General features: G+C 65.1%; 20 protein-coding genes and 3 tRNA genes. 10 read left to right on the top strand and 13 right to left on the bottom strand.

All coding sequences use genetic code 11. From position 1 onward, the window contains the following. The first annotated feature begins 113 nt into the window (after positions 1 to 113). Positions 114 to 1,349, top strand: coding sequence for an NAD(P)/FAD-dependent oxidoreductase (locus tag ACE3RX_RS15960; RefSeq protein WP_374485828.1), 1,236 nt, complete (start codon positions 114 to 116; stop codon positions 1,347 to 1,349). A gap of 200 nt (positions 1,350 to 1,549) precedes the next feature. Here ACE3RX_RS15960 and ppa read toward each other — a convergent pair whose 3' ends face one another. From ppa to hemN, 6 genes are all read right to left on the bottom strand, one after another. Then, positions 1,550 to 2,077: an inorganic diphosphatase gene (gene ppa, locus ACE3RX_RS15955; RefSeq protein WP_079432957.1), complete on the bottom strand. Its 528-nt coding sequence runs from the start codon at positions 2,075 to 2,077 to the stop codon at positions 1,550 to 1,552. An 89-nt stretch (positions 2,078 to 2,166) separates the two neighbouring features. Next, positions 2,167 to 2,373, bottom strand: a complete 207-nt coding sequence (locus ACE3RX_RS15950; RefSeq protein WP_374485825.1) for a heavy-metal-associated domain-containing protein — start codon at positions 2,371 to 2,373, stop codon at positions 2,167 to 2,169. Positions 2,374 to 2,384: 11 nt separating this feature from the next. Next, positions 2,385 to 4,790, bottom strand: a complete 2,406-nt coding sequence (locus ACE3RX_RS15945; RefSeq protein WP_374485823.1) for a heavy metal translocating P-type ATPase — start codon at positions 4,788 to 4,790, stop codon at positions 2,385 to 2,387. Between the two features lie 12 nt (positions 4,791 to 4,802). Continuing rightward, positions 4,803 to 5,228, bottom strand: a complete 426-nt coding sequence (locus ACE3RX_RS15940) for a universal stress protein (protein WP_374485821.1) — start codon at positions 5,226 to 5,228, stop codon at positions 4,803 to 4,805. Between the two features lie 26 nt (positions 5,229 to 5,254). Beyond that, a complete protein-coding gene (locus ACE3RX_RS15935) occupies positions 5,255 to 5,962 on the bottom strand; it encodes a sulfite exporter TauE/SafE family protein (protein WP_374485819.1) in 708 nt (235 codons plus the stop codon). A 112-nt stretch (positions 5,963 to 6,074) separates the two neighbouring features. Then, positions 6,075 to 7,469: an oxygen-independent coproporphyrinogen III oxidase gene (gene hemN, locus ACE3RX_RS15930; protein ID WP_374485817.1), complete on the bottom strand. Its 1,395-nt coding sequence runs from the start codon at positions 7,467 to 7,469 to the stop codon at positions 6,075 to 6,077. A gap of 118 nt (positions 7,470 to 7,587) precedes the next feature. On the opposite strand from hemN, the gene fnr reads away from it, so the two are divergent. Then, a complete protein-coding gene (gene fnr, locus ACE3RX_RS15925; protein ID WP_374485928.1) occupies positions 7,588 to 8,322 on the top strand; it encodes a fumarate/nitrate reduction transcriptional regulator Fnr in 735 nt (244 codons plus the stop codon). A gap of 15 nt (positions 8,323 to 8,337) precedes the next feature. Here the strand turns inward: fnr and ACE3RX_RS15920 are convergent, their stop codons facing one another. The 6 genes from ACE3RX_RS15920 to ACE3RX_RS15895 all read right to left on the bottom strand — a co-directional run bounded on the left by ACE3RX_RS15920 (position 8,338) and on the right by ACE3RX_RS15895 (position 10,629). Beyond that, positions 8,338 to 8,724 (bottom strand): SirB2 family protein, encoded by a 387-nt coding sequence (locus ACE3RX_RS15920; protein WP_374485815.1) that lies wholly within the window; start codon positions 8,722 to 8,724, stop codon positions 8,338 to 8,340. 71 nt (positions 8,725 to 8,795) lie between these two features. Further along, on the bottom strand, positions 8,796 to 9,536 hold the full coding sequence (locus tag ACE3RX_RS15915) for an MBL fold metallo-hydrolase (protein WP_374485811.1): 741 nt from the start codon (positions 9,534 to 9,536) through the stop codon (positions 8,796 to 8,798). A gap of 7 nt (positions 9,537 to 9,543) precedes the next feature. Then, positions 9,544 to 10,167: a chemotaxis protein gene (locus ACE3RX_RS15910; RefSeq protein ID WP_374485809.1), complete on the bottom strand. Its 624-nt coding sequence runs from the start codon at positions 10,165 to 10,167 to the stop codon at positions 9,544 to 9,546. Positions 10,168 to 10,327: 160 nt separating this feature from the next. Beyond that, positions 10,328 to 10,403: transfer RNA gene (locus tag ACE3RX_RS15905), tRNA-His, on the bottom strand. Between the two features lie 48 nt (positions 10,404 to 10,451). Next, positions 10,452 to 10,525: transfer RNA gene (locus tag ACE3RX_RS15900), tRNA-Arg, on the bottom strand. Positions 10,526 to 10,552: 27 nt separating this feature from the next. Continuing rightward, positions 10,553 to 10,629, bottom strand: a tRNA-Pro gene (locus tag ACE3RX_RS15895). A gap of 354 nt (positions 10,630 to 10,983) precedes the next feature. On the opposite strand from ACE3RX_RS15895, the gene ACE3RX_RS15890 reads away from it, so the two are divergent. The 3 genes from ACE3RX_RS15890 to ACE3RX_RS15880 are packed head-to-tail and all read left to right on the top strand — an operon-like array spanning position 10,984 to position 15,157. After that, on the top strand, positions 10,984 to 13,671 hold the full coding sequence (locus tag ACE3RX_RS15890; RefSeq protein WP_374485807.1) for a GNAT family N-acetyltransferase: 2,688 nt from the start codon (positions 10,984 to 10,986) through the stop codon (positions 13,669 to 13,671). 2 nt (positions 13,672 to 13,673) lie between these two features. After that, positions 13,674 to 14,270, top strand: a complete 597-nt coding sequence (locus ACE3RX_RS15885; protein WP_374485804.1) for a DNA-3-methyladenine glycosylase I — start codon at positions 13,674 to 13,676, stop codon at positions 14,268 to 14,270. Between the two features lie 38 nt (positions 14,271 to 14,308). Continuing rightward, positions 14,309 to 15,157, top strand: coding sequence for a D-hexose-6-phosphate mutarotase (locus ACE3RX_RS15880; RefSeq protein ID WP_374485801.1), 849 nt, complete (start codon positions 14,309 to 14,311; stop codon positions 15,155 to 15,157). Positions 15,158 to 15,245: 88 nt separating this feature from the next. Here ACE3RX_RS15880 and ACE3RX_RS15875 read toward each other — a convergent pair whose 3' ends face one another. Further along, the gene (locus ACE3RX_RS15875) at positions 15,246 to 16,466 is read right to left on the bottom strand and encodes a hypothetical protein (RefSeq protein ID WP_374485799.1); all 1,221 of its coding nucleotides are present in this window, start codon (positions 16,464 to 16,466) and stop codon (positions 15,246 to 15,248) included. Positions 16,467 to 16,648: 182 nt separating this feature from the next. On the opposite strand from ACE3RX_RS15875, the gene ACE3RX_RS15870 reads away from it, so the two are divergent. The 5 genes from ACE3RX_RS15870 to ACE3RX_RS15850 form a co-directional block, all read left to right on the top strand. Then, complete coding sequence (locus tag ACE3RX_RS15870; protein ID WP_374485797.1) at positions 16,649 to 18,976, top strand: Tex family protein; 2,328 nt, start codon at positions 16,649 to 16,651, stop codon at positions 18,974 to 18,976. 87 nt (positions 18,977 to 19,063) lie between these two features. Continuing rightward, entirely contained in the window at positions 19,064 to 19,429 is a 366-nt protein-coding gene (locus ACE3RX_RS15865; RefSeq protein ID WP_374485795.1) for an ArsC family reductase, read from the top strand. After that, a complete protein-coding gene (locus ACE3RX_RS15860; RefSeq protein ID WP_374485793.1) occupies positions 19,426 to 20,283 on the top strand; it encodes an Hsp33 family molecular chaperone HslO in 858 nt (285 codons plus the stop codon). The genes ACE3RX_RS15865 and ACE3RX_RS15860 overlap by 4 nt, the downstream gene beginning before the upstream one ends. Before the next feature lie 90 nt (positions 20,284 to 20,373). Next, a complete protein-coding gene (minC, locus tag ACE3RX_RS15855) occupies positions 20,374 to 21,180 on the top strand; it encodes a septum site-determining protein MinC (RefSeq protein WP_374485791.1) in 807 nt (268 codons plus the stop codon). Between the two features lie 27 nt (positions 21,181 to 21,207). Beyond that, the coding region (locus ACE3RX_RS15850; RefSeq protein ID WP_374485926.1) for a P-loop NTPase at positions 21,208 to 21,384 on the top strand (177 nt) is incomplete at its 3' end.

The following is a 21,384-nucleotide window of genomic DNA, read 5'->3' as shown; positions in this document are numbered from 1 at the left end:
GCCTAGCAGCGTAAGCCATTCAGGCAAATGACGATGTAAGCAGTGTTTGCCCTGACGCAAGCCAGGGTCTATCCTCCCCGCCCTTTCCGGCATTACCTCAGCTCGCCAAGTCCATGAATCCGCACACCAAACCACCTGCAGCCGGCTCCCACTTCGACGTCATCGTGATCGGCGCCGGCGCCGCTGGCATGATGTGCGCAGCCCAGGCCGGGCAGCGTGGCCGCCGCGTACTGATCCTGGACCACGCCAGCAAGCTCGCCGAGAAAATCCGCATCTCCGGCGGCGGCCGCTGCAACTTCACCAATCTGACGGTCGGCCTCGCCAACTACCTGTCGCGCAACCCGCAGTTCTGTCGCTCGGCGCTGGCCCGCTTCACACCCGCCGACTTCCTCGACCTGATGGCCCGCTACGGCATCCCCTGGCATGAGCGGGAGCACGGCCAGCTGTTCTGCGACGACTCGGCCCAGGACATCATCGACATGCTGCGCACCGAATGTGAAAACGGCGACGTGCGCTGGGCAATGCCCTGCACGCTCAACAGCGTGACAGCCGGCAGCACACCCGAGGCGCGCTTCCTGCTCGACACCAGCCACGGCCGCTTCAGCTGCGAAAGCCTGGCGGTCGCCACCGGCGGCCTGTCGATCCCCAAGATCGGCGCATCGCCGCTGGGCTACCGGATCGCCGAGCAGTTCGGCCTCGCCATCGTGCCGCCCAAGCCGGCGCTGGTGCCCCTGACGCTGCCACCGGAAGAACTGGCCATCTACAAGGAACTGGCCGGCATGGCCTTCGATGCGGTCGCCGAATGCGGCGCCGGGCACTTCCGCGAGAACCTGCTGTTCACCCACCGCGGCCTGTCCGGCCCGGTGATCCTGCAGGTATCGTCCTACTGGCAGGCGCGGGACTACGGCGATAGCGACGGCGGCCGGCAGGTCATCGTCAACCTGTTCCCCGCCGAGGACGTCCGCGCCTGGCTCGGCGAACGGGCGCGCAGCAAGACCTTGCTCTCCAACCTGCTCGCCGACCGCCTGCCCAAGCGCTTCGCCCATGCCTGGTGCGAGCAGCGTGGCTGGAACCGCCCGGCCAACCAGTTCAACCCGAAGGAGCTGGACACCATCGCCGCCGCCCTGGCCGGCTGGACGATCACGCCCAACGGCACCCTCGGCTACGCCAAGGCGGAGGTCACGCTCGGCGGCGTGGACACGCGGGAACTTTCATCGAAGACCATGGAAGCGCGCAAAGTACCGGGCCTGTACTTCGTCGGCGAAGTGATGGACGTCACCGGCCACCTGGGCGGCTACAACTTCCAGTGGGCCTGGGCGTCGGGCTACGCGGCAGGCCAGGCGGTGTGAATGCGCGCACCACCGCTCCATTGTTCATCACTTTTCTGTGGGGGCGAATTGATTCGACCATCGCGCGTGGCTCCACTCCCGCGGGCGAATGAATTCGCCCCGACAGCCCTCGCAGCCCCAAAACAGGAATCCGTCTCAGGGCGCACAAAAAACAAAGGCCCGCAGGGCGCGGGCCTTTGTTCATTGCAGCGGACCGGTGCTTACTTGGCAGCAGCAGCCAGACCGTCGAGAATTTCCTTCTTGGCGTCTTCGACGGAGCCCCAGCCGGTCACCTTGACCCACTTGCCCGGCTCCAGATCCTTGTAGTGCTCGAAGAAGTGCACGGTCTGCTTCATCAGCAGCTCGGGCAGATCGTCGATGGTCTGGACCTTGTCGTACAGCGGGGTCAGCTTGGACACCGGCACGGCAACGACCTTGGCATCCACGCCACCTTCGTCTTCCATCTTCAGCACGCCGACGGGACGAGCACGGATGACCACGCCCGGCTGCAGCGGGAAGGGGGTCACGACCAGCACGTCCACCGGGTCGCCGTCGCCGGCAACGGTGTGCGGCACATAGCCGTAGTTGATCGGATAGCGCATGGAGGTGCCCATGAAGCGGTCAACGAAGACGGCGCCGCTGTCCTTGTCCACTTCGAACTTGATCGGATCGCCCTGAGCGGAGATCTCGATGATCACGTTGATGTCGTTCGGAACGTCTTTGCCAGCCTTGACCTGGTCGAAACCCATATCACTACCTCCCGTTATTAGATATAAGACAGCTCAGCATTATAAGTGAGCCTTGTGACGCTGGGACAAACCCTTATGACAGAAAGCGCTCAATCCGCGTCGAAGCCGGCGTCCTCGATCACCGTGCGCAGCGCATTGGCAGACACCTTGGCCGGATCGTAGCTGACGCGCGCCTCGCCCTGCTCAAGGGACACCGCCACGCTGGCCACCCCGGGCGTTGCGGACAGCGCGCCAGTAACGTTCTTCACACAGCCCTGGCAGCTCATGCCACCCACCTTGATCACCACGTCTTCCATCGTTTTTCCTTTCAGTCGGATTTTCCCGGGCGCCAGCGCCGCAGCAACAAGGAGTTGCTGACCACCGACACCGAACTCATGGCCATCGCCGCACCGGCGATCACCGGGTTGAGCAGGCCCAGCGCCGCGGCAGGAATGCCCAGCACGTTGTAGATGAAGGCGAAGAACAGGTTCTGACGGATCTTCCCAAGGGTCGTCCGCGACAGGGAGATCGCATCGGCCACGCTGTTCAGGTCGTTACGCACCAAGGTCAAGTCGGCCGCCTCGATGGCCACGTCGGAACCGGCACCGATCGCGAAGGACACGTCCGCCGCCGCCAGCGCCGGCGCATCGTTGATGCCATCGCCGACCATCGCGACACGGCCGCTGCCGCGCAGGGCCTCCACCGCCGCAGCCTTCTCGCCGGGCAACACCTGAGCCTTGTATTCCGTAATACCAGCCTCCGCCGCGATACGGGCCGCCACCGCCGGATGGTCGCCAGTCAGCATCACGACCCGCACGCCGAGCGCCTGCAGACGCGTCACCGCGGCCTTGGAACCGGCGCGTAGCGGATCGGCCAGCCCCAGCGCACCCCAAGGCTTCCCGTCGACCGCAACGCACACCGGCGTCAAGGCGGCATCGAGCAGGGGCTGCAGCACATTGGCCGGCAACTCGGCACCCTGCCCGGCCAGGAACTCCGGCGAGCCAATCCACACCCCGCGCCCATCCACACGACCACTGATGCCCTTGCCGCCGCTTGTCTGCACCGCATTGGCCAGGCTCCACTGCAGGCCCGCCGCCTGCGCCGCATCGACGATGGCCTTGGCCAGCGGATGGTGGCTGGCCTGCTCGACCGCCGCCGCGACAGCCAGCAAATCGTTTGCCGCCACGCCCTCCAGCGGGCGAACATCCAGCACTGCCGGGCGTCCCTCGGTCAGCGTTCCGGTCTTGTCCACCGCCAGCACGGCAATCTTCTCGGCCAGTTCCAGCGCCTCGGCGTTGCGCACCAGGATACCGGCGCGGGCCCCCTGTCCGGTCCCGACCATCACCGCCGTCGGCGTGGCCAGGCCCAGCGCGCAGGGACAGGCGATCACCAGCACCGCCACCGCATTGACGAGGGCCGGCGCCAACTCCCCACCCAGCCACCACCAAGCCACGAAGGTCAGTGCGGCGATCGCCACCACCGTCGGCACAAAGATCGCGGCGATGCGGTCGGCCAGCTTCTGCACCGCCGGCTTGCCGCCCTGGGCCTGCTCGACGAGACGCACGATGCCGGCCAGCAGCGTCTCGGTTCCGACCCCGGTAGCCCGGCAGCGCAGCACGCCGTCGCCATTGACGGTCGCCGCAAAAACCTTGTCGCCGGTCTTTTTGGGCACCGGCACGCTCTCGCCGGTCAGCATCGCCTCGTCGGCCGACGACTCGCCGCTCAGCACCTCGCCATCCACAGGCACGGAATCACCGGCACGCAGCACGAAGACCATGCCCGCCACGACGCGCTCGACAGGCACCTCCTGCAGCGCGCCATCCTGCTCGACCCAGGCGGTGGGAGGCTGCAGGCGCAGCAGCGCCTCGATGGCCGCCGACGTGCGCGCCCGCGCCCGCGCTTCCAGCAGCTTGCCGAGCAACACCAGCGTGATGATGCTGGCCGAGGCCTCGAAATAAACGTGCAGATCGTGGTGGTCGAACACCACCACGACCAGGCTGAAGAAGTAGGCAACGCTGGTGCCGAGCGCTACCAGCACGTCCATGTTGGCGCCACCGCCGCGCAGGGACGACCAGGCCCCCTTGTAGAAACGCCGCCCGATCCAGAACTGCACCGGCGTCGCCAGCAAACCCTGCAGCCAGCGCGGCAGCCACTCCGCATGATGCTCGCCCGCCCCCAGAACGCCGGAGAACATCCCGACCATCTGGACCAGGAAGGGTGCGCTGAGCAGCGCCGAAATCCAGAACAGCCGCAGCTCGGTGCGGAACTCGGCCTCCTTGCGCAGCTTGTCGGCCTCCCGATCACGGGCGACGACAGGCGTCGCTGTGAAACCCGCCTTGTGGATGGCAGCGATGATCACCGCCGGTTCGGACAGCCCCGGCACGTAGCGGACGCGCGCGCTTTCCGCAGCGAAATTGACGCTGCCCTCCACGCCGGGCAGGCGGTTAACCACCTTCTCGATGCGCGCCGCGCAGGCGGCACAGCTCATGCCGGACAGGCTCAACTGCAGCGTCTGCGGCGCCACATCGAAACCGGCCTTGCGGATTGCCGCCAGGATGTCCGGCGCACCGGCACCATCGGGCGCCGCGGCCAGACGAGCCTTGCCGGTGCCGAAATTGACCTCGGCACTGATGCCGGGCAATCGGTTGAGTACCTTTTCGAGCCGCGTTGCACAGGCCGCACAGCTCATCCCGGAGACCGGCAGGTCGTAACGCGTACCTGGCTCGTTCCCCATTGCCCGCGTCCCTCAGCCCACCAGCAGCACGGGCAGTGTTGCCCGCTGCAGCACCCGCGTCGCCACCGATCCGACGAACAGATCGGCCACCACGCTGCGGCCGTGCCGGCCGAGGCACAGGTAGTCGCACTCCAATACGGCAGCCTGATGCAGCACCACATCGGCCGGCTGCCCCACATGGATATGCGGCGTCACCGGCAGACCGGCCGCCTTGAGGCGGGCCACCGGCTCCTTGAGCACACCCTCGCCCTCATCCCTGTAATAGGTATCGAGGGTCTCGCGGGCTACGTGGCGGGTCGCGAACTCGATGGGAATCGGCGGATGCACGTACAGTACATGCACATCCGGCGCGCTCTTCAGTTCGCCAGCCAGGGCGATCACCTGAGCAACGACACGTAGCGCAACCGGAGAATCATCGACGGCCAGCAGGATTTTCATAATTCGCTCCGCCTTACAGGAAAAACTCAGAAATGGCAGACCACGCCATTCCACAGATTGCTGCCGAGAGTCGGTGTCGTCACCAGACCGTACACGCCGAAAGCCAGCACCACCAGTCCAGACCCCGTCCGCACTGCCCGGTTCCGCACGACGTCACGCAAACGCTTGAGTACCATACCGGCCAACAGCAGGTTGGGCAGCGTGCCGAGGCCAAAGGCCAACATCAGTCCCGCACCACGCTCCGCCGAGCCGGTCACCAAGGCCGTCGCAAGCACGCTGTACACCAGGCCGCAAGGCAGGAAACCCCACAGCAGCCCCAGGGGAAAGGCTTGGCCCACGCTGCGCGCCGGCAGGAAACGCCGGGTCAGCGGCTGGATGCGCACCCACAGCTTCTGACCGAGCCGCTCGACGCCGGACAGGGCCCGCGTGAAACCAGTCAGGTAGAGCCCGAGGGCCACCAGCATCAGGTTGGCAACCACGTACAGGAACAACTGGATCGGCAGGATGTTGTTGAACAGCAGCCCGACCGTGCCGATCGCTCCCATCGCCGCACCCGCCAGGGTATAGCTGCTGATCCGCCCGACGTTGTAGGCCAGGTGCAGGGGCCAGTCACTGCGCCGCTGGCCGGGCAACTGCACGGTCAGTGCGCTGACGATGCCGCCGCACATGCCGACACAGTGGGTGCCGCCGAGCAGGCCGATAAGGAAGACAGCGAAATAGCCGGTTTCGGGCATGGAGATTCAACCTGGACAAACAAAAACGCCCCGTGGGCAACACGGGGCGCGTTCCAACACATGGCTCGGCATTCTAGCCCGCTCGCCTCGGAGCGGCCAGCCGGCCGGAAGTTCAGATCACCTTCGAGTAACGGGTACGCTCCCGATCGGCACGCAGATACTTGTCGAAGACCATCGCGATGGCGCGTACCAGCATGCGGCCCGCCGGCAGCACGGTGATCCACTGCCTGTCGATCTTCAACAGGCCGCCCTTCTCCATCTCGCGCAGGTCGGCGAGTTCGGCCGCGAAGTACTTGTTGAAGTCGATCAGGTGGGCAATCTCAATGGACTCGATGGACAGCTCGAAGTGACACATCAGCGCCTGGATGATCGCCCGCCGCAGCAGGTCATCCGGCGTCAGCTCGATGCCGCGCAGCACCGGCAGGCGACCGGTGTCGATGATGTCGTAGTACTCGTCGAGCGTCTTCACGTTCTGCGCGTAGGTCGGCCCGACCTTGCCGATCGCCGACACGCCGAAGGCCAGCAGGTCGCACTCCGCGTAGGTGGAATAACCCTGGAAGTTGCGGTGGAGGCGCCCCTGGCGCTGGGCCGTGGTCAGCTCGTCGTCCGGCTTGGCGAAGTGATCCATGCCGATATACACGTAGCCAGCCTCGGTCAGGCGGCGGATCGCCAGTTGCAGAATCTGCAGCTTGGTTTCGCCCGACGGCAGCTGCGCGTCGATGATGCGGCGCTGGGGCTTGAACAGGCTCGGCAGGTGCGCGTAGTTATAGATCGACAGGCGATCCGGCGACAGGGCCAGGATCTGCTCGAGGGTACGGTTGAAGCTGATGACGTTCTGCTTGGGCAGGCCATAGATCAGGTCCACGCTGACCGACTTGAAGCCATGGGCCCGCGCCGCGTCGATCACCAGCTTGGTTTCTTCCTCGCTCTGAACGCGGTTGACCGCCTTCTGCACATCCGGGTTGAAATCCTGGATGCCGACGCTCATGCGGTTGAAACCCAGTTCAGCCAACAGCGCGACGGTGGCTTCATCCACCTTGCGCGGATCCACCTCGATGGAATACTCACCGTCCGGCACCAGCGTGAAGTGCTTGCGGACCATGCCCATCAGGCGACGCAGTTCGTCGTGGGACAGGAAGGTCGGGGTGCCACCGCCCAGATGCAACTGCAGGACTTCCCGCGGCCCATCGAGCCTGGCCGCCTGCATGTCCACTTCTTTTTCGAGATAATCCAGATACTTGGCGGAGCGACCATGATCCTTGGTGATGATCTTGTTGCACGCGCAGTAGTAGCAGATCGTATTGCAGAAAGGGATGTGGAAGTATAATGAGAGCGGTTTGCCGATTCCGCCGACGGTGCGTCTCCCGAGCCAGTCGCTCAAGGCTTCGGAGTTGAACGCCTCGACGAAGCGATCCGCGGTCGGGTAGGACGTATACCTCGGGCCATTCACATCAAACTTGCGAATGAGCTCGGGATCGAATATCAGGTCTTTTTGTGTCGTGTTCATGGTGCACTTCTGTTGGTTGCGCGGAACGATCGCAGAATCGATCCAAAACAGTATTGACGTGGATCAAAGGGCCCCAAACGTTGGTAAATCCTTCCAGTTCAGGTGATTGCGCGTGCAGATGAAATCGGTGATTCCGGTGACGGTCGTGGACATCAAGGTCGCTTGCTCCCAGTGCAACCTGCGGGAATTGTGTCTTCCCTTCGGCCTCGACCCCAATGAGATCGACCAGCTCGACGAGCTCGTCGGCAGCCGCCGCAAGATCAAGCGGCAGCAGCACCTCTACCGCTCCGGCGACTCTTTCGAGGCGATCTATGCGATCCGCGCCGGCTCCTTCAAAACCGACGTGATTCTCGAGGATGGGCGCGACCAGGTGACCGGCTTCCAGATGACCGGCGAAGTGCTGGGCCTGGACGGCATCAGCACCGAACACCACTCCTGCAACGCCATCGCGCTGGAAGACAGCGAGGTCTGCGTGATCCCGTTCAACCGGCTCGAAGAGCTGTCACGGGAGGTAGAGAGCCTGCAACACCAGTTCCACAAGATCATGAGCCGCGAGATCGTCCGCGATCATGGCGTGATGATGCTGCTCGGCTCGATGCGCGCCGAGGAACGCCTGGCGGCGTTCCTGCTGAACATGTCCCAACGCTTCACAGCGCGGGGCTTCTCGCCGTCCGAGTTCCACCTGCGCATGACGCGCGACGAAATCGGCTCCTATCTCGGCCTCAAGCTTGAAACGGTGTCCCGCGCCTTCTCCCGCTTCCAGGAAGAAGGCCTCGTTGCCGTCCAGCAGAAGCACATCCGCATTCTCGACACGCCGGGCCTGAAACGCCTGCTCAACCACCACGCCGCCTGACGGCGGCGACTGGCCTCACAGCCAGGCCAGCCAGCCAAGCGGGTTCTTGCTGACCGCCACCGACACGATCCACGACAGGGTCGCCAGCGCGCCAAGCAAGGCAATAGCCCGCTGAGCGCGCGGGCGCGTCGCCTTCAGCGCTACACTCCCCAGCCCGATATAGACGAGCAAGCCGAGCACCTTGGCGGTCAGCCAGGCATGGACGAAGGGATACTGCGCCGCCATCCAGGCCAGGCCGAGCGCGCTCCCCAGCAAGCAGGAATCGACGAGATGAGGCAGTACCCGCGTCAGGCGGGCCTGCAGCAGCGGTGAGCCGCTCAGCGACCACCAGCCCCGCAACGCGAAGCCGCAACCGCTGAGCACCACGCAGGTAATGTGAAAATGCTTGAGAGCCAGATACATGCCGCGCCTCCGTGTTTCCGCCGCGGCGCCCCGGCTGCCGGCGGGCCCCGCAAAAGCGGGGCCGCGACACTTTAGCTGCGCAGCACGCCGACTTCCAGCGCGGCAAACCAGTTGATGAAACGCTGCACGTCCGCCCCTTGGTAGATGGCCCCATGCTGCGGCACCAGCATGTCGATCTCCAGGCGGGAGACCCGCTCGCACCAGTCGCGTTTGGCCCGGTCCGAACCCATCCAGCGCTTGTGGAAGCCCTCCGCATGGCGGATGTGGCGGGAAAAATCCTGGACGTACAGATCGTTGTTATCCGCTGGCAGCAAGGCCGCGCCGACATCGCCGGAAAAGAGGATCTTGGCCTTCGGATCGTACAGGTGGAAATTGCCGGACGAGTGCAGGTAATGGGCCGGAATAGCCTGCAGTTCCAAGCCGTCGAGACGAATCGTCGTGCCCTGATCGGGGATCGGCACGAAGGTCGAGTCCTGCCCGCCAAAATGAGGCAGAAAGCTCTGCCACAACCAGCTGGTGTAGCACTTCAGATCAGGCTTGAACTCCAGCCACAAGGCCAGCGAGGAAATAATGTCCGGATCCTGATGGGACGCGAAGATCCCCGCCAGCCTTGTCGGATCACACTCCGCCGACAAGGCCGAAAAGACCGCCGGAAAGATCTCGATGCCACCCGGATCGCACAGCAGGGCTTCATCGCCGTGAACCACCACGTATTCATTGGTATCGATGATGTAACCGGGCTTGGTGGCATCCCGCGCGATCGCCAGCCAGCGGTGTTCCTCGTCCTGGTAGATGCAATGGGCCTGTTTCATGGGTTTCCTAATCCTTTACGAGGCGTTCCTTGCCAAGAACCTCGAGTGACCGCTTGATCTGGGCGATCACCTCGGCAAAATCCGTCGACACCTGCATCAATGCTGCACTGAAGCCGCCGCCATAAGCCGCCTCGATCTTGGCCGATCGGGCCAGAACACCACCCAGCTCAACCAGCTGCTGGGTTTCCTCGACAGCCGCACGCAACCGCAGGTCAAGCCCCCGGAGGCGGCTCTGCTGCTCGGCCAACCGGGCTGCACCACGCCTTCGGGCTTCCCTCGCCCCCGGCACACCTTCACCGCTGAGCTTGAGCGCGTCAGCCAGGATGCGTGCGATGCGCTGCTGCTGGACGACGCCGGTAACGCTACCCACCGAACCGGAAGTCATTTCGCGCAGGGATGCCATGTGACGGGTCAGATCCTGCGCAAACCGGCGCAGCTCGTTGGACAGCACGCCGAAGCCAAGCGCCGCATTGCCTGCCCGCTTGGCGAGGAAGATCGCATTGAGCGCCATCAGGTTGATACGAAAGGCCGTCGCCACAACGGCCTTGATCTCCTCATTGACGCGGACGATGCGGGCAAGCTCACCTGTCCGCAGGGTAATCCCTTGGAAATTCGGTTCTGGCGCGTTCATACGGACTCTTTGGAGCAGGCAGACTGTAGTGGCTGATTAACGGCGGCGAGAGAGGCAGCTTGAGAGGACAAGAACGGAAAAGCGGCCCGCTCACCTGCAAGCAAGCTGAAGGCCGTAAACGAAAAAACCCGCTGACGAATCAGCGGGTTTTCTTGATACTTGGGGCGACATACCGGGATCGAACCGGTGACACCTGGAATCACAATCCAGTGCTCTACCAACTGAGCTAATGCCGCCACTGATGACCGCCGATCGAAATCGCCGATCTAGAACCTTTTAAAGAGCCTGCCCGACAGGAATCGAACCTGTAACCCCCGGCTTAGAAGGCCGGTGCTCTATCCAGTTGAGCTACGGGCAGTTCGCCGTGGGCACCCGGGTCAAGCTTTGGTCGGGGTGGAGAGATTCGAACTCCCGACATCTTGCTCCCAAAGCAAGCGCGCTACCGGACTGCGCTACACCCCGAGAGCCGCGAATAGTACACACCTATCGCGATGCCGTCAAACATTAATTGGCACGGATTTTAATGTCCGCCGAAATTCGTGCCTACCTGCCCACCCCCACCTCCCCCCTGTCCAGCAAGCCCGGCCCGATCCTGGCGCATGCCTCCAGGGTAAGCGTTGCAGGCGCGCAACAATTTGAATTCACACCATTTGATCTAGATCACAGCTTTCGTTGTGCGGCGCAATAAATCAGTAGGTTTACCAATACCAGGATCACCTGCGCAGGGTAAAATCCGCCCCGGCCCCAGACGACCCGAAGCCACGTGGCAACGGCAACCCAATAGCCGCACGACCCGCACTCACCCGAGTACCCATCATGAACGAACAGCACTACCTCACGCCCCTCTTCGAGCCCCGCTCGGTGGCCATCATCGGCGCCAGCGAAAGAGAGCTGTCCCTCGGCAACATTCTCGTACGCAACATGCTGGAGGCCGGCTTCAAGGGCAAGCTGTTCACCGTCAACCCGAAGTACGACCAGGTGCTTGGCGTCCCCTGTTACAAGAGCGTCGAGGACATCCCCCAGCGCCTCGACCTGGCAGTCATCACCACCAAGGCCGACCGCGTGCCGGCCATCGTCGACGCCTGTGGGCGCGCCGGCTGCAAGTCTGTGGTGGTGCTCCCGTCCGGTTTCTCCGACGCCGGCCCGCGCGGCCGCATGCTCGAGAAGAACACCGTCGAAAACGCCCGACGCCACCGCATCCGCCTGCTCGGCCCCAACTGTCTGGGCGTGCTGCGCCCCGAACTCGGCCTCAACGCCAGCTTCGCCCACGGCGGCGCCATCAAGGGCTCGATCGGCCTGATCTCCCAGTCCGGCGCCCTCTGTTCGGCGATCCTCGACTGGGCGCGCCCCAACAACGTCGGTTTCTCGTCGGTCGTCTCCCTCGGCACCTCGGTGGACATCGACTTCGGCGAGGTTCTCGAATTCATGGTCTCGGATGCCCGCACCGAGAGCATCTTCCTATATGTAGAAGGCATCAAGGACGCCCGCCGCTTCGTCAGCGCGCTGCGCGCCGCCGCCCGCGTCAAGCCGGTGCTGCTGATCAAGGTCGGCCGCCACCCCGCCGGCTCCCACGCCGCACTGCTGCACTCCGGCGCCACGGTGGGCGAGGACGCGGTGTTCGACGCCGCGCTGCGCCGCGCCGGCGTGATCCGCCTCTACAACATGGGCCAGTTGTTCGCCGCCGCCAACGCGCTGTTCTCCCACTTCCGCCCGCGTGGCAACCGCCTGGCGGTGATCACCAATGGCGGCGGCCCCGGCGTGATGGCTGCCGACCGTGCAGCCGACCTGCGCATTCCGCTGGCCACGCTGTCCGACGGCACAATCGCCAAGCTCAACGAGATCCTGCCGGCCAACTGGTCCCACTGCAATCCGGTGGACATCATCGGCGACGCCGACCCCGAGCGTTACAGCAAGACCCTCGACATCGTGCTGGCCGACGAGAACGTCGAAGGCGTGCTGACCATCCTGACGCCCCAGGCCATGGCCCGCCCCACCGAGGTCGCACAAAAGGTCATCGAAATCGAACGGGCCGCCGACAAGCCGGTATTCACCTGCTGGATGGGTGAAGAACAGGTGCGCGAGGGGCGCAAACTGTTCGAAACCGCTGGCATTCCCACCTTCCGCACGCCGGAGCCGGCGGTCGAACTGTTCGGCCACATCTCGGCCTACTACCGCAACCAGAAGCTGCTGGTGCAAACGCCGAGCTCCCTGTCGTCCGACCTTAATCCGCCGTCGGTGGAAAGTGCCCGCCTGGTCATCGAGACAGCCCTGTCCGAGCGCCGCAAGAATCTCAACGAGATGGAGTCCAAAGCCCTGCTGGCTGCCTTCCGGATTCCCATCGCACAAACGGTGGTCGCCCGCTCCGCCACCGAGGCAATGGTGCTGGCAGAAGAACTGGGCCTGCCGGTGGCCATGAAGATCGACTCCCCGTCGATCACCCACAAGGCCGATACCGGCGGCGTGCGCCTCAACCTCAACGGCTTGGCTGCCGTGCGCTCCGCTTACCAGGAGATCCTGGAGGAAGTGAAGCGCAAGCGTCCGGACGCCATCATCAACGGCGTCGCCATCGAGCCAATGGTCATCAAGCCCTACGGCCGTGAGCTGATGGTCGGCTCGTTCCGCGACCCGATCTTCGGGCCGGTGATCACCTTCGGCGAAGGCGGTGCCCACGTGGAAATCCAGGCCGACCGCGCCGTCGCCCTGCCGCCGCTCAACAACTATCTGGTCAAGGATCTGATCAAGTCCACCCGCGTCTCCACGCTGCTCGGCGAATACCGCAACATGCCGCCGATCAACATGGAAGCACTGGAGTTCGTGCTGCTGCGCATCTCCGAGATGGTCTGCGAGCTGCCGTGGATCCGTGTGATGGACATCAACCCGCTGATCGTCGATGAGCACGGCGCCGTCGCCGTCGATGCGCGCATCGTGGTGGACAACATCGCCCCCACCGCCGACCGCTACGACCACATGGCGATCCACCCCTATCCGTCGCACCTGATCACCAAGATCTCGATGCCGGAAGGCGAGATCACCGTCCGGCCGATCAAGCCTGAAGACGCCGACCTGGAAATCGAATTCGTCCGCAAGCTCTCGCCCGAGACCAAGTACTTGCGCTTCATGAATACCCTGCGCGAGATGCCGCCGGCAATGGTGGCCCGCCTCACGCAGATCGACTACGACCGGGAAATGGCCTTCGTCGCCACCATCGAGGAAAACGAAACGGAGACGGAAATCGGCGTGGCCCGCTATGCCGTCAATCCGGATGGCGAAACCTGCGAGTTCGCGATCGTCGTCGCCGAGGACTGGCAGCACCGCGGCCTGGCCCGGCGACTGATGGGCGTGCTGATCGAAACCGCACGCAACCGCGGCCTGAACGCAATGACCGGCATCTTCCTGTCGAACAACGAACGCATGCTGAAGTTCGTCTCCAGCCTCGGCTTCGTGCTGACCAACGATCCGGAAGACAACACCGTCAAGCACGGCATCCTGACCCTGCAGGGCTGACGATGGAAGGCACTCGCCCTATCCGCTGCGCCTGGTGCGGGGACGATCCCCTGTACCAGGCCTACCACGACCAGGAATGGGGGGTACCGCTTCACGATGACCGGGCGCTGTTCGAACTCTTGACCCTCGAAGGCGCCCAGGCCGGGCTGTCATGGATCACCGTACTGCGCAAGCGCGAGAACTACCGCCAGGCCTTCGCCGGCTTCGACCCGGCCGCCGTGGAATGCTTCACCGAAGCCGACCAGGCCGCCCTCCTCGCCAACCCGGGCATCGTCCGCAACCGCCTGAAGATCGCCTCCACCATCGACAACGCCCGCGCCTTCCTGGAAGTGCAGGCCGAGTTCGGCAGCTTCGACGCGTGGCTGTGGCGCTTCGTGGTCAACCAGCCGATCAACAATAACCTGCGCAGCCTCGCCGACGCCCAGGCCAGCACGCCGCTGTCCGACCAGCTCAGCAAGGCGCTCAAAAAGCGCGGCTTCCGCTTCGTCGGCACCACCATCTGCTACGCCTTCATGCAGGCCGCCGGCATGGTCAACGATCACACCATCGACTGCTTCCGCCATCAGGAAGTCGTCGCGTTATCATCGCGCCCTCTGTAACACTCAAGCGCCGGCCCAATGAGACCGGCCCGCGAAAGATGACCGACCAGATCGAAACCGCCGAATTGCACGGCCAGCCCGTTCTCAAGCTGCAGACACCGGACGGTGCCGTTGCACTGATCTCCCTGTTCGGTGCCCATGTGCTTTCATGGACACCGGCCGGCGGCGAGGACCGCCTCTACCTCAGCCCGCAGGCCATCTTCGACGGCAGCACCGCCATACGCGGCGGCGTGCCGGTGTGCTTCCCGCAGTTCGCCAGCCTCGGCCCGCTGCCCAAGCACGGCTTCGCCCGCAACCGCCGCTGGGAAGTCACCACAACCCGAGCCGGCAAGGACTACGCAGTGGCGACCCTGCGCCTCTCCGACGACGACGCCACCCACGCCCTGTGGCCGCATGCCTTTACCGCGGAAATGAGCCTCTCCATCGGCGGCGACCGCCTCGACATGGAGCTGGAAGTGGAGAACACCGGCGATGCGCCGTTCAGCTTCACCGCGGCCTTGCACACCTACCTGAAGGTGCGCGAGGTCGAGGCCCTGAGCATCGAAGGCCTGCGCGGGCTGGAATACCGGGACAGCGCCGACGGCGACCGGATCAAGAAGGAAACTGGCGTCGGCCTCGCCATCGAAGGGGAAGTCGACCGCGTTTACCACGGCGCGCCCCGCACCCTGCTGGTACGGGAGGATCGCCGGGCAATGGGCGTCCACACCGAGAACTTCCCCGATGTGGTGATCTGGAATCCGTGGGAGGAAAAGTGCGCGGCCCTCGCCGACATGCCTGCCGACGGTTTCCGCCGCATGCTGTGCGTCGAGGCCGCCGCGGTGAAGGAGCCTGTCGAACTGGCTGCAGGTGCCAGCTGGTGGGGCCGGCAGACCCTCATCGCAATGTAAGAAAGCGCCTCAAGGAAACGTCGGACCGCCTCAAGTTTCCCTATCCTCGTGGGGTGGCCTGGGCGCAGCCCACCCCTGAAGAGGGCGCTCAGTTGGCCGTGCGCACCGTGTCGGCCACATTGCGGCCATTCACGCGGACGATGGCGACGGTATGACCGGAGCCATCCATCTCCACCGGCTCAATCGTCACGCTACCCGCATCCAGCGCCCGCTGCAGACGCTGGGTTGCATGCTCGGAGGTCATGCCGGGCTCACGCACGTCAAGGCCCTGAATGCGGATCTTGCGTCCTCCCTGATAGAAGGTCGCGCCATCCATCGCATAGGCCCGCGCGGCTCCGCGCGCTGGCCGTGACGGCGTCGGCGTCGTCACAGCCAGCGGCACATTACCGGACGGAGCCGCCGAGCTCGGAGCAGGTGCCTGCGGCGTGCTCACGGGCACCGCAGGCGTCACCGCCGCACGCGGGGCCGCGACCGGGGCAGGAGCCGGAGCGGGCGCAGAGGGCGCATTGATCGCTGCCGCCGCTGCGGCCGCCGCTTCCGCGGCCGACATTTCCCCACTGGAAACGGCAGACGGCGCACGCACGGCATGAACCTGCGGGGCAGTCGCCGGGCGCGGCGCAGCAACGGCCGCCGAAGCGACAGGTGCCGGCGCACTGACCACCGGCGGAGGAATCACAACACTCTGGCGCCCGCTGGGCACAACAGGCGGCGGCACCGGGATCGCGGCACGGCGCTCTGCCGGCGGCAGCGGAGCCGAATTCGGCGTGAAGGCCTCACGCCCCAGCGCCTCGCGACCCGCCATCGGTGCAAACGCTTCGCGCCCGATCGCACGGCCATGGCTACGGCTGGGCGGCTTCGGCGGCTCAACCCGGGACTCGACGGTCTTCAGCGCAGCCGCCTTGGCGGCAGCTTTGGCATCCGGCGACAGGGGCGCAGCAACCTGCGGCGCCCGCTCCTGCCGGGCCGACTTGCCGTGATGGCGGCGATCATTGCGCTCGGCCTTGCCCTTGCCCGCCTTGCCGCCCTTTTCGGCCGCAGATGCCTTGTCGTGACGGCCGGCCTTGCCGGCTTTCGCGGCCTGGCGAGGCGTGTCCGCCTTGGCAGCCTTGCCAGAAGAGGTTTTCTTGGATGCGCTGGCCTTGGCCTCGGAAGACTTTCCGGCTTTGGCGCTCTTTTTTGCCTCGGGCTTCTTGGAAGCCGGGGCTGCCTTGTGCGCGTCGGTCTTGGCCTGATGATGGGCGGCGGAGGCTTCGCCTCCAACCATCATCAAGCCGAGCGCCAGCGTCAACGCGGCGATCATCGGATTCATGCGGTGTGCTCTCCTGCTGCGCCGGGCCGCCATACGGGGCGTCCCGACTGGATGTACGCGAAAACGGGGGTCTGCGCGACATGGATAATCTTGGGATTTTACCGGAAACTCCACCGGCTACGGGCTTGCAGGCGCGGCTGCGTTTCTGCACCATGCGCCCTTTTTCTGGCCTTCACCCGTCCATGCTTCTGCCGATCGAACAACGCATTGCCGCCGAAATAGGTGTACAGCCCCGTCAGGTTTTCGCCGCCGTGCAACTTCTCGACGAGGGCGCCACCGTGCCCTTCGTGGCCCGTTACCGGAAGGAAGTGACCGGAGGACTGGACGACACCCAGCTGCGCACGCTGGAAGAACGCCTCGGCTACCTGCGCGAACTGGAAGACCGCCGCGCCGCGGTGATCGCCAGCATCGACGAGCAGGGCAAGCTCGACCCCGCCCTGCGCGAGGCCATCGAAAACGCCGAAACCAAGCAGCGCCTCGAGGACCTCTACCTGCCCTTCAAGCAGAAGCGCCGCACCAAGGCCCAGATCGCCCGCGAAGCCGGCATCGAGCCCCTGGCCAACGCGCTGCTGGCCGATCCGACCCTGGTGCCGGAGAGCGAAGCCAGCGCCTATTTCAATGCCGAAGCCGGTTTTGCCGACACCAAGTCAGTGCTCGACGGCGCCCGCCAGATCCTGATGGAGCGCTTCGCCGAGGACGCCGAACTGATCGGCAAGCTGCGCGAATACCTTAAGGATCATGGCGTCGTCGCGTCGACGGTGATCGCCGACAAGGAGAACGATCCGGCCGCCGCCAAGTTCCGCGACTGGTTCGACTTCCGCGAAGCCATCGGCACCGTGCCGTCCCACCGAGCGCTGGCCCTGTTCCGCGGTCGCAACGAAGGCTTCCTGCGCCTGCAACTGGCCCTCGACTCCGACCCCACCGACGGCAGCACGCCCGGCCCCAACCCCTGCGAAGGGCGCATCGCCGGCCACTTCGGCATCAAGGACCAAGGCCGCGCCGCCGACGCCTGGCTGCGCGAGACGGTGCGCTGGGCGTGGAGCGTCAAGATCTCCCTGCACCTGGAACTCGAACTGCTCGGCCAGCTGCGCGAACAGGCGGAAGAGGAAGCCATCCGTGTCTTCGGCCGCAACCTGAAGGACCTGCTGCTCGCGGCCCCCGCCGGCGCCCGCGCCACGCTGGGCCTCGACCCGGGCCTGCGCACCGGCGTGAAAGTGGCCATCGTCGACCAGACCGGCAAGCTCCTCGACACCGCCACCATCTACCCCCATGAGCCGCGCCGCGACTGGGACGGCAGCCTGCACACACTATCGAAGCTGTGCGAGAAGCACGGCGTGTCACTGATCGCCATCGGCAATGGCACCGCCAGCCGCGAGACCGACAAGCTCGCCGCCGACCTCATCAAGCTACGCCCCGAGCTGCACATGACCAAGATCGTCGTGTCAGAAGCCGGCGCCTCGGTATATTCGGCCTCCGAACTGGCCGCCAAGGAATTCCCGGACCTGGACGTCAGCCTGCGCGGCGCCGTCTCCATCGCCCGCCGCCTGCAGGATCCGCTGGCCGAGCTGGTCAAGATTGATCCCAAATCCATCGGCGTCGGCCAGTACCAGCATGACGTTAACCAGACCCGCCTGGCCCGCGCGCTGGATTCGGTGGTCGAGGACTGCGTAAACGCCGTCGGCGTGGACGTGAACATGGCCTCCGTCGCCCTGCTGACCCGCATCTCCGGCCTCAACGCCACACTGGCCGCCAACATCGTCGCCCACCGGGACGCCAACGGCCCCTTCCCCAACCGCGCCGCGCTGCTCGACGTACCGCGCCTCGGCCCCAAGACCTTCGAGCAGGCCGCCGGCTTCCTGCGCATCACCAACGGCAGCAACCCGCTGGATGCCTCGGCGGTGCACCCGGAAGCCTATCCGGTGGTCGAGCGCATCCTCGCGGACATCCAGAAGAACGTCCGCGAACTGCTGGGCGACGCCCGCACCATCGGCCAGCTGAAGGCCGAGCGCTACACCGACGAGCGCTTCGGCCTGCCTACCGTGCAGGACATCCTGAAGGAACTCGACAAACCCGGCCGCGACCCCCGCCCCGAGTTCAAGACCGCCAGCTTCAAGGAAGGCGTCGAAGACCTGAAGGATCTCGCCGTCGGCATGATCCTCGAAGGCGTGGTCACCAACGTCACCAACTTCGGCGCCTTCGTGGACATCGGCGTGCACCAGGACGGTCTGGTCCATGTATCAGCCCTGTCCGACCGCTTCGTCAAGGACCCGCACACCATCGTGAAGGCCGGTCAGGTAGTGAAGGTGAAAGTCACCGAAGTGGACCTGCCGCGCAAGCGCATCGCCCTCACCATGCGCATGGGCGACCAGCCTCAGGCCGGCGGCCACAAGCCCGGCGGCGACCGGCGCGATGCTCACCGCGGCAGCCAGCGTCCGGCCGGCAAGCCGAACCGGGAACCGGCACTGGCCGGCTCGCTGGCTTCCGCCTTCGCCAAGGCCCTCAAGAAATAAGCCCGCGCCCACTCCGGGACGGCTAAAATCCGTCCCATCTGTTTGATTTTCCAGCGACGCCTCTCGGGGCGTCGCGCTGTTTTTCCCATGACCACGATCTACGGCATCAAGAACTGCGACACCATGAAAAAGGCCTTCGCCTGGCTCGACGAGCATGGCGTCGCCTACACCTTCCACGACTACAAGAAGGCCGGCATCGATTCGGGCAAGCTGCACGCCTGGAGCAAGGCCATCGGCTGGAAGAGCCTGGTCAACACCCGCGGCACCACCTGGCGCAAGCTGTCCGCCGAGCAGCAATCCATCGAGACCCAGAGCGCCGCGGTGCAGCTGATGCAGGAATTCCCCAGCCTGATCCGCCGCCCCGTCATCGAAACCGACAGCGGACAGCTGCTGGTCGGCCTCGACACCACCCTGTACACCAGCTTCCTCACCACGACGGGAACCCCGGAATGAGCAACTCCTACATCCAGCGTTTCCTGCTCGAAGACCTCGACATCCGCGGCGCCGTCGTCAAGCTCGACGACGTCTGGCAAGGCATCCTCGAAAACCGTGATTACCCGGCCAATGTGCGCGACCTGCTCGGTGCCATGGGCGCCATCGCCAGCGTGATCGGTGGCAACCTCAAGCAGGCCGGCCGCCTGACCATCCAGTTGCAGGGCCACGGCCCGGTCAGCCTGCTGGTGGTGGACATCAACGAGGCCCTCAACCTGCGCGGCTACGCCAAGGCCGCCCCGGAAGCCGCCAGCCAGCAAGGCATCGCCGACCTGCTCGGCGACGGCCAGCTGCTGCTGAGCCTCGACATGCCCGGCCTGCGCCACCCGTACCAGAGCTATGTGCCGATCGAAGGCGACAGCGTTGCCGAGATCTTCGAGCACTACCTGACCCAGTCCGAGCAACAACCCGCCGTCCTGCACACCGCCTCGTCGGAAAAGGCCGCTGCCTGCCTGTTCCTGCAGAAGCTGCCGGACGCCGACAAGAAGGACGCCGACGGCTGGGACCGCGTCACCCGCCTGGCGTCCACGATCCGCCCCGAAGAACTGCTCAACCTGCCCGCCGACGAAGTGCTGCTGCGCCTCTTCCACCAGGAGACCGTACGCCTGCTGGACGCCCGCGAAGTCACCCACGAGTGGCCCCAGGACTGGGACAAGGTGCGCGACATGCTGCGCTCCCTCGGCCGCGCCGAACTGGAAGCCATGCTCGCCGAACACGGCGAGGTACTGATCCACGACGATCTGTCAAACCACGAATACCGCTTCAACGCCGACGACATCGCCGCATTGTTCGACGAACCGCCCACTCTTCACTGAAACAACCCATTGCACCCGCGGACTTGCCCGAAACCCTGCTGAAAAGTAGACTTCCACGGTTTTAGTCCGCACTTACGCAGCGCATCTTCTATGGCCGACGCTTCCCAGGGCAAACTGATCGAGTTCAAAGGCGCCAGCCTGGCGGTGATGACCGCCTATGTCAGGGAGACGGACGCCGTGCGTCTCGCCGACGCCATGCACATGATGATGGGCGGCATGCCCGACTTCTTTGCCGGCGAACCGGTGGTGCTCGACTTCTCCCAGCTCGCCAGCACGCCCGATTGGGTGGACTGGACTGCCATCACGAGCCTGCTGCGGCGCTACCAGGTGCAGCCGATCGGCGTGCGCCATCTGCCTGAACACCTGCACGAAGGAGCCCGCCGGGCCAACCTGGCGCTGCTCGGCAAGGAAGGCATGGGGGCCGAACGCCCCATCGCCACGCCCCAACCGGCACCGGCGCCACAACCCGAACCCGTGGCGGCCCCGGCCCCCGTGCCGGAAGCGCCACCGCCTGCCGAGACCCAGCCTGCCAGCAGCGGCGTTGCCCCAACCCTGATCGTCGAACGCCCGCTGCGCTCAGGCCAGCAGATCTACGCCAAGGGCGGCGATCTGGTACTGCTGGCCGGCATGAGTCCCGGTTCGGAGATTATCGCCGACGGCAGCATCCACGTTTATGGTCCGCTGCGCGGCCGCGCCCTCGCCGGCGCGCGTGGCGACACATCTGCCCGCATCTTCAGCACCAATTTCGGTCCCGAACTGGTATCCATCGCCGGGGTCTATCGAACCTTCGAGCGCGGCATCCCGCCGAACGTCGCCGGGCGTGCAGCCCAGGTACGTCTCATCGGCTCGGGCAATCAACATACTCTCGAAATCATCCCGCTTCAGAACGACTACTGAAGCGACACCACTATTTAAGGGGATACCGTGGCACGCGTCATCGTAATCACGTCCGGCAAGGGCGGCGTCGGCAAGACCACCACCAGCGCGAGTTTTTCGTCCGGGCTGGCCCTGCGCGGCTTCAAGACCGCGGTCATCGACTTCGACGTCGGCCTGCGCAACCTCGACCTGATCATGGGCTGCGAACGCCGCGTGGTGTACGAC

This window comes from Zoogloea sp. (assembly GCF_041914405.1).
GTDB lineage: Bacteria > Pseudomonadota > Gammaproteobacteria > Burkholderiales > Rhodocyclaceae > Zoogloea.
Note: the sequence above shows the minus strand (reverse complement) of the source record. Positions and strands in the feature narration are given on the sequence as shown.

Coding starts and splice junctions, on each gene's coding strand:
- ACE3RX_RS15960 (WP_374485828.1), top strand. CDS start 114: ATGAATCCGCACACCAAACCACCTGCAGCCGGCTCCCACTTCGACGTC.
- ppa (WP_079432957.1), bottom strand. CDS start 2,077: ATGGGTTTCGACCAGGTCAAGGCTGGCAAAGACGTTCCGAACGACATC.
- ACE3RX_RS15950 (WP_374485825.1), bottom strand. CDS start 2,373: ATGGAAGACGTGGTGATCAAGGTGGGTGGCATGAGCTGCCAGGGCTGT.
- ACE3RX_RS15945 (WP_374485823.1), bottom strand. CDS start 4,790: ATGGGGAACGAGCCAGGTACGCGTTACGACCTGCCGGTCTCCGGGATG.
- ACE3RX_RS15940 (WP_374485821.1), bottom strand. CDS start 5,228: ATGAAAATCCTGCTGGCCGTCGATGATTCTCCGGTTGCGCTACGTGTC.
- ACE3RX_RS15935 (WP_374485819.1), bottom strand. CDS start 5,962: ATGCCCGAAACCGGCTATTTCGCTGTCTTCCTTATCGGCCTGCTCGGC.
- hemN (WP_374485817.1), bottom strand. CDS start 7,469: ATGAACACGACACAAAAAGACCTGATATTCGATCCCGAGCTCATTCGC.
- fnr (WP_374485928.1), top strand. CDS start 7,588: ATGAAATCGGTGATTCCGGTGACGGTCGTGGACATCAAGGTCGCTTGC.
- ACE3RX_RS15920 (WP_374485815.1), bottom strand. CDS start 8,724: ATGTATCTGGCTCTCAAGCATTTTCACATTACCTGCGTGGTGCTCAGC.
- ACE3RX_RS15915 (WP_374485811.1), bottom strand. CDS start 9,536: ATGAAACAGGCCCATTGCATCTACCAGGACGAGGAACACCGCTGGCTG.
- ACE3RX_RS15910 (WP_374485809.1), bottom strand. CDS start 10,167: ATGAACGCGCCAGAACCGAATTTCCAAGGGATTACCCTGCGGACAGGT.
- ACE3RX_RS15890 (WP_374485807.1), top strand. CDS start 10,984: ATGAACGAACAGCACTACCTCACGCCCCTCTTCGAGCCCCGCTCGGTG.
- ACE3RX_RS15885 (WP_374485804.1), top strand. CDS start 13,674: ATGGAAGGCACTCGCCCTATCCGCTGCGCCTGGTGCGGGGACGATCCC.
- ACE3RX_RS15880 (WP_374485801.1), top strand. CDS start 14,309: ATGACCGACCAGATCGAAACCGCCGAATTGCACGGCCAGCCCGTTCTC.
- ACE3RX_RS15875 (WP_374485799.1), bottom strand. CDS start 16,466: ATGAATCCGATGATCGCCGCGTTGACGCTGGCGCTCGGCTTGATGATG.
- ACE3RX_RS15870 (WP_374485797.1), top strand. CDS start 16,649: ATGCTTCTGCCGATCGAACAACGCATTGCCGCCGAAATAGGTGTACAG.
- ACE3RX_RS15865 (WP_374485795.1), top strand. CDS start 19,064: ATGACCACGATCTACGGCATCAAGAACTGCGACACCATGAAAAAGGCC.
- ACE3RX_RS15860 (WP_374485793.1), top strand. CDS start 19,426: ATGAGCAACTCCTACATCCAGCGTTTCCTGCTCGAAGACCTCGACATC.
- minC (WP_374485791.1), top strand. CDS start 20,374: ATGGCCGACGCTTCCCAGGGCAAACTGATCGAGTTCAAAGGCGCCAGC.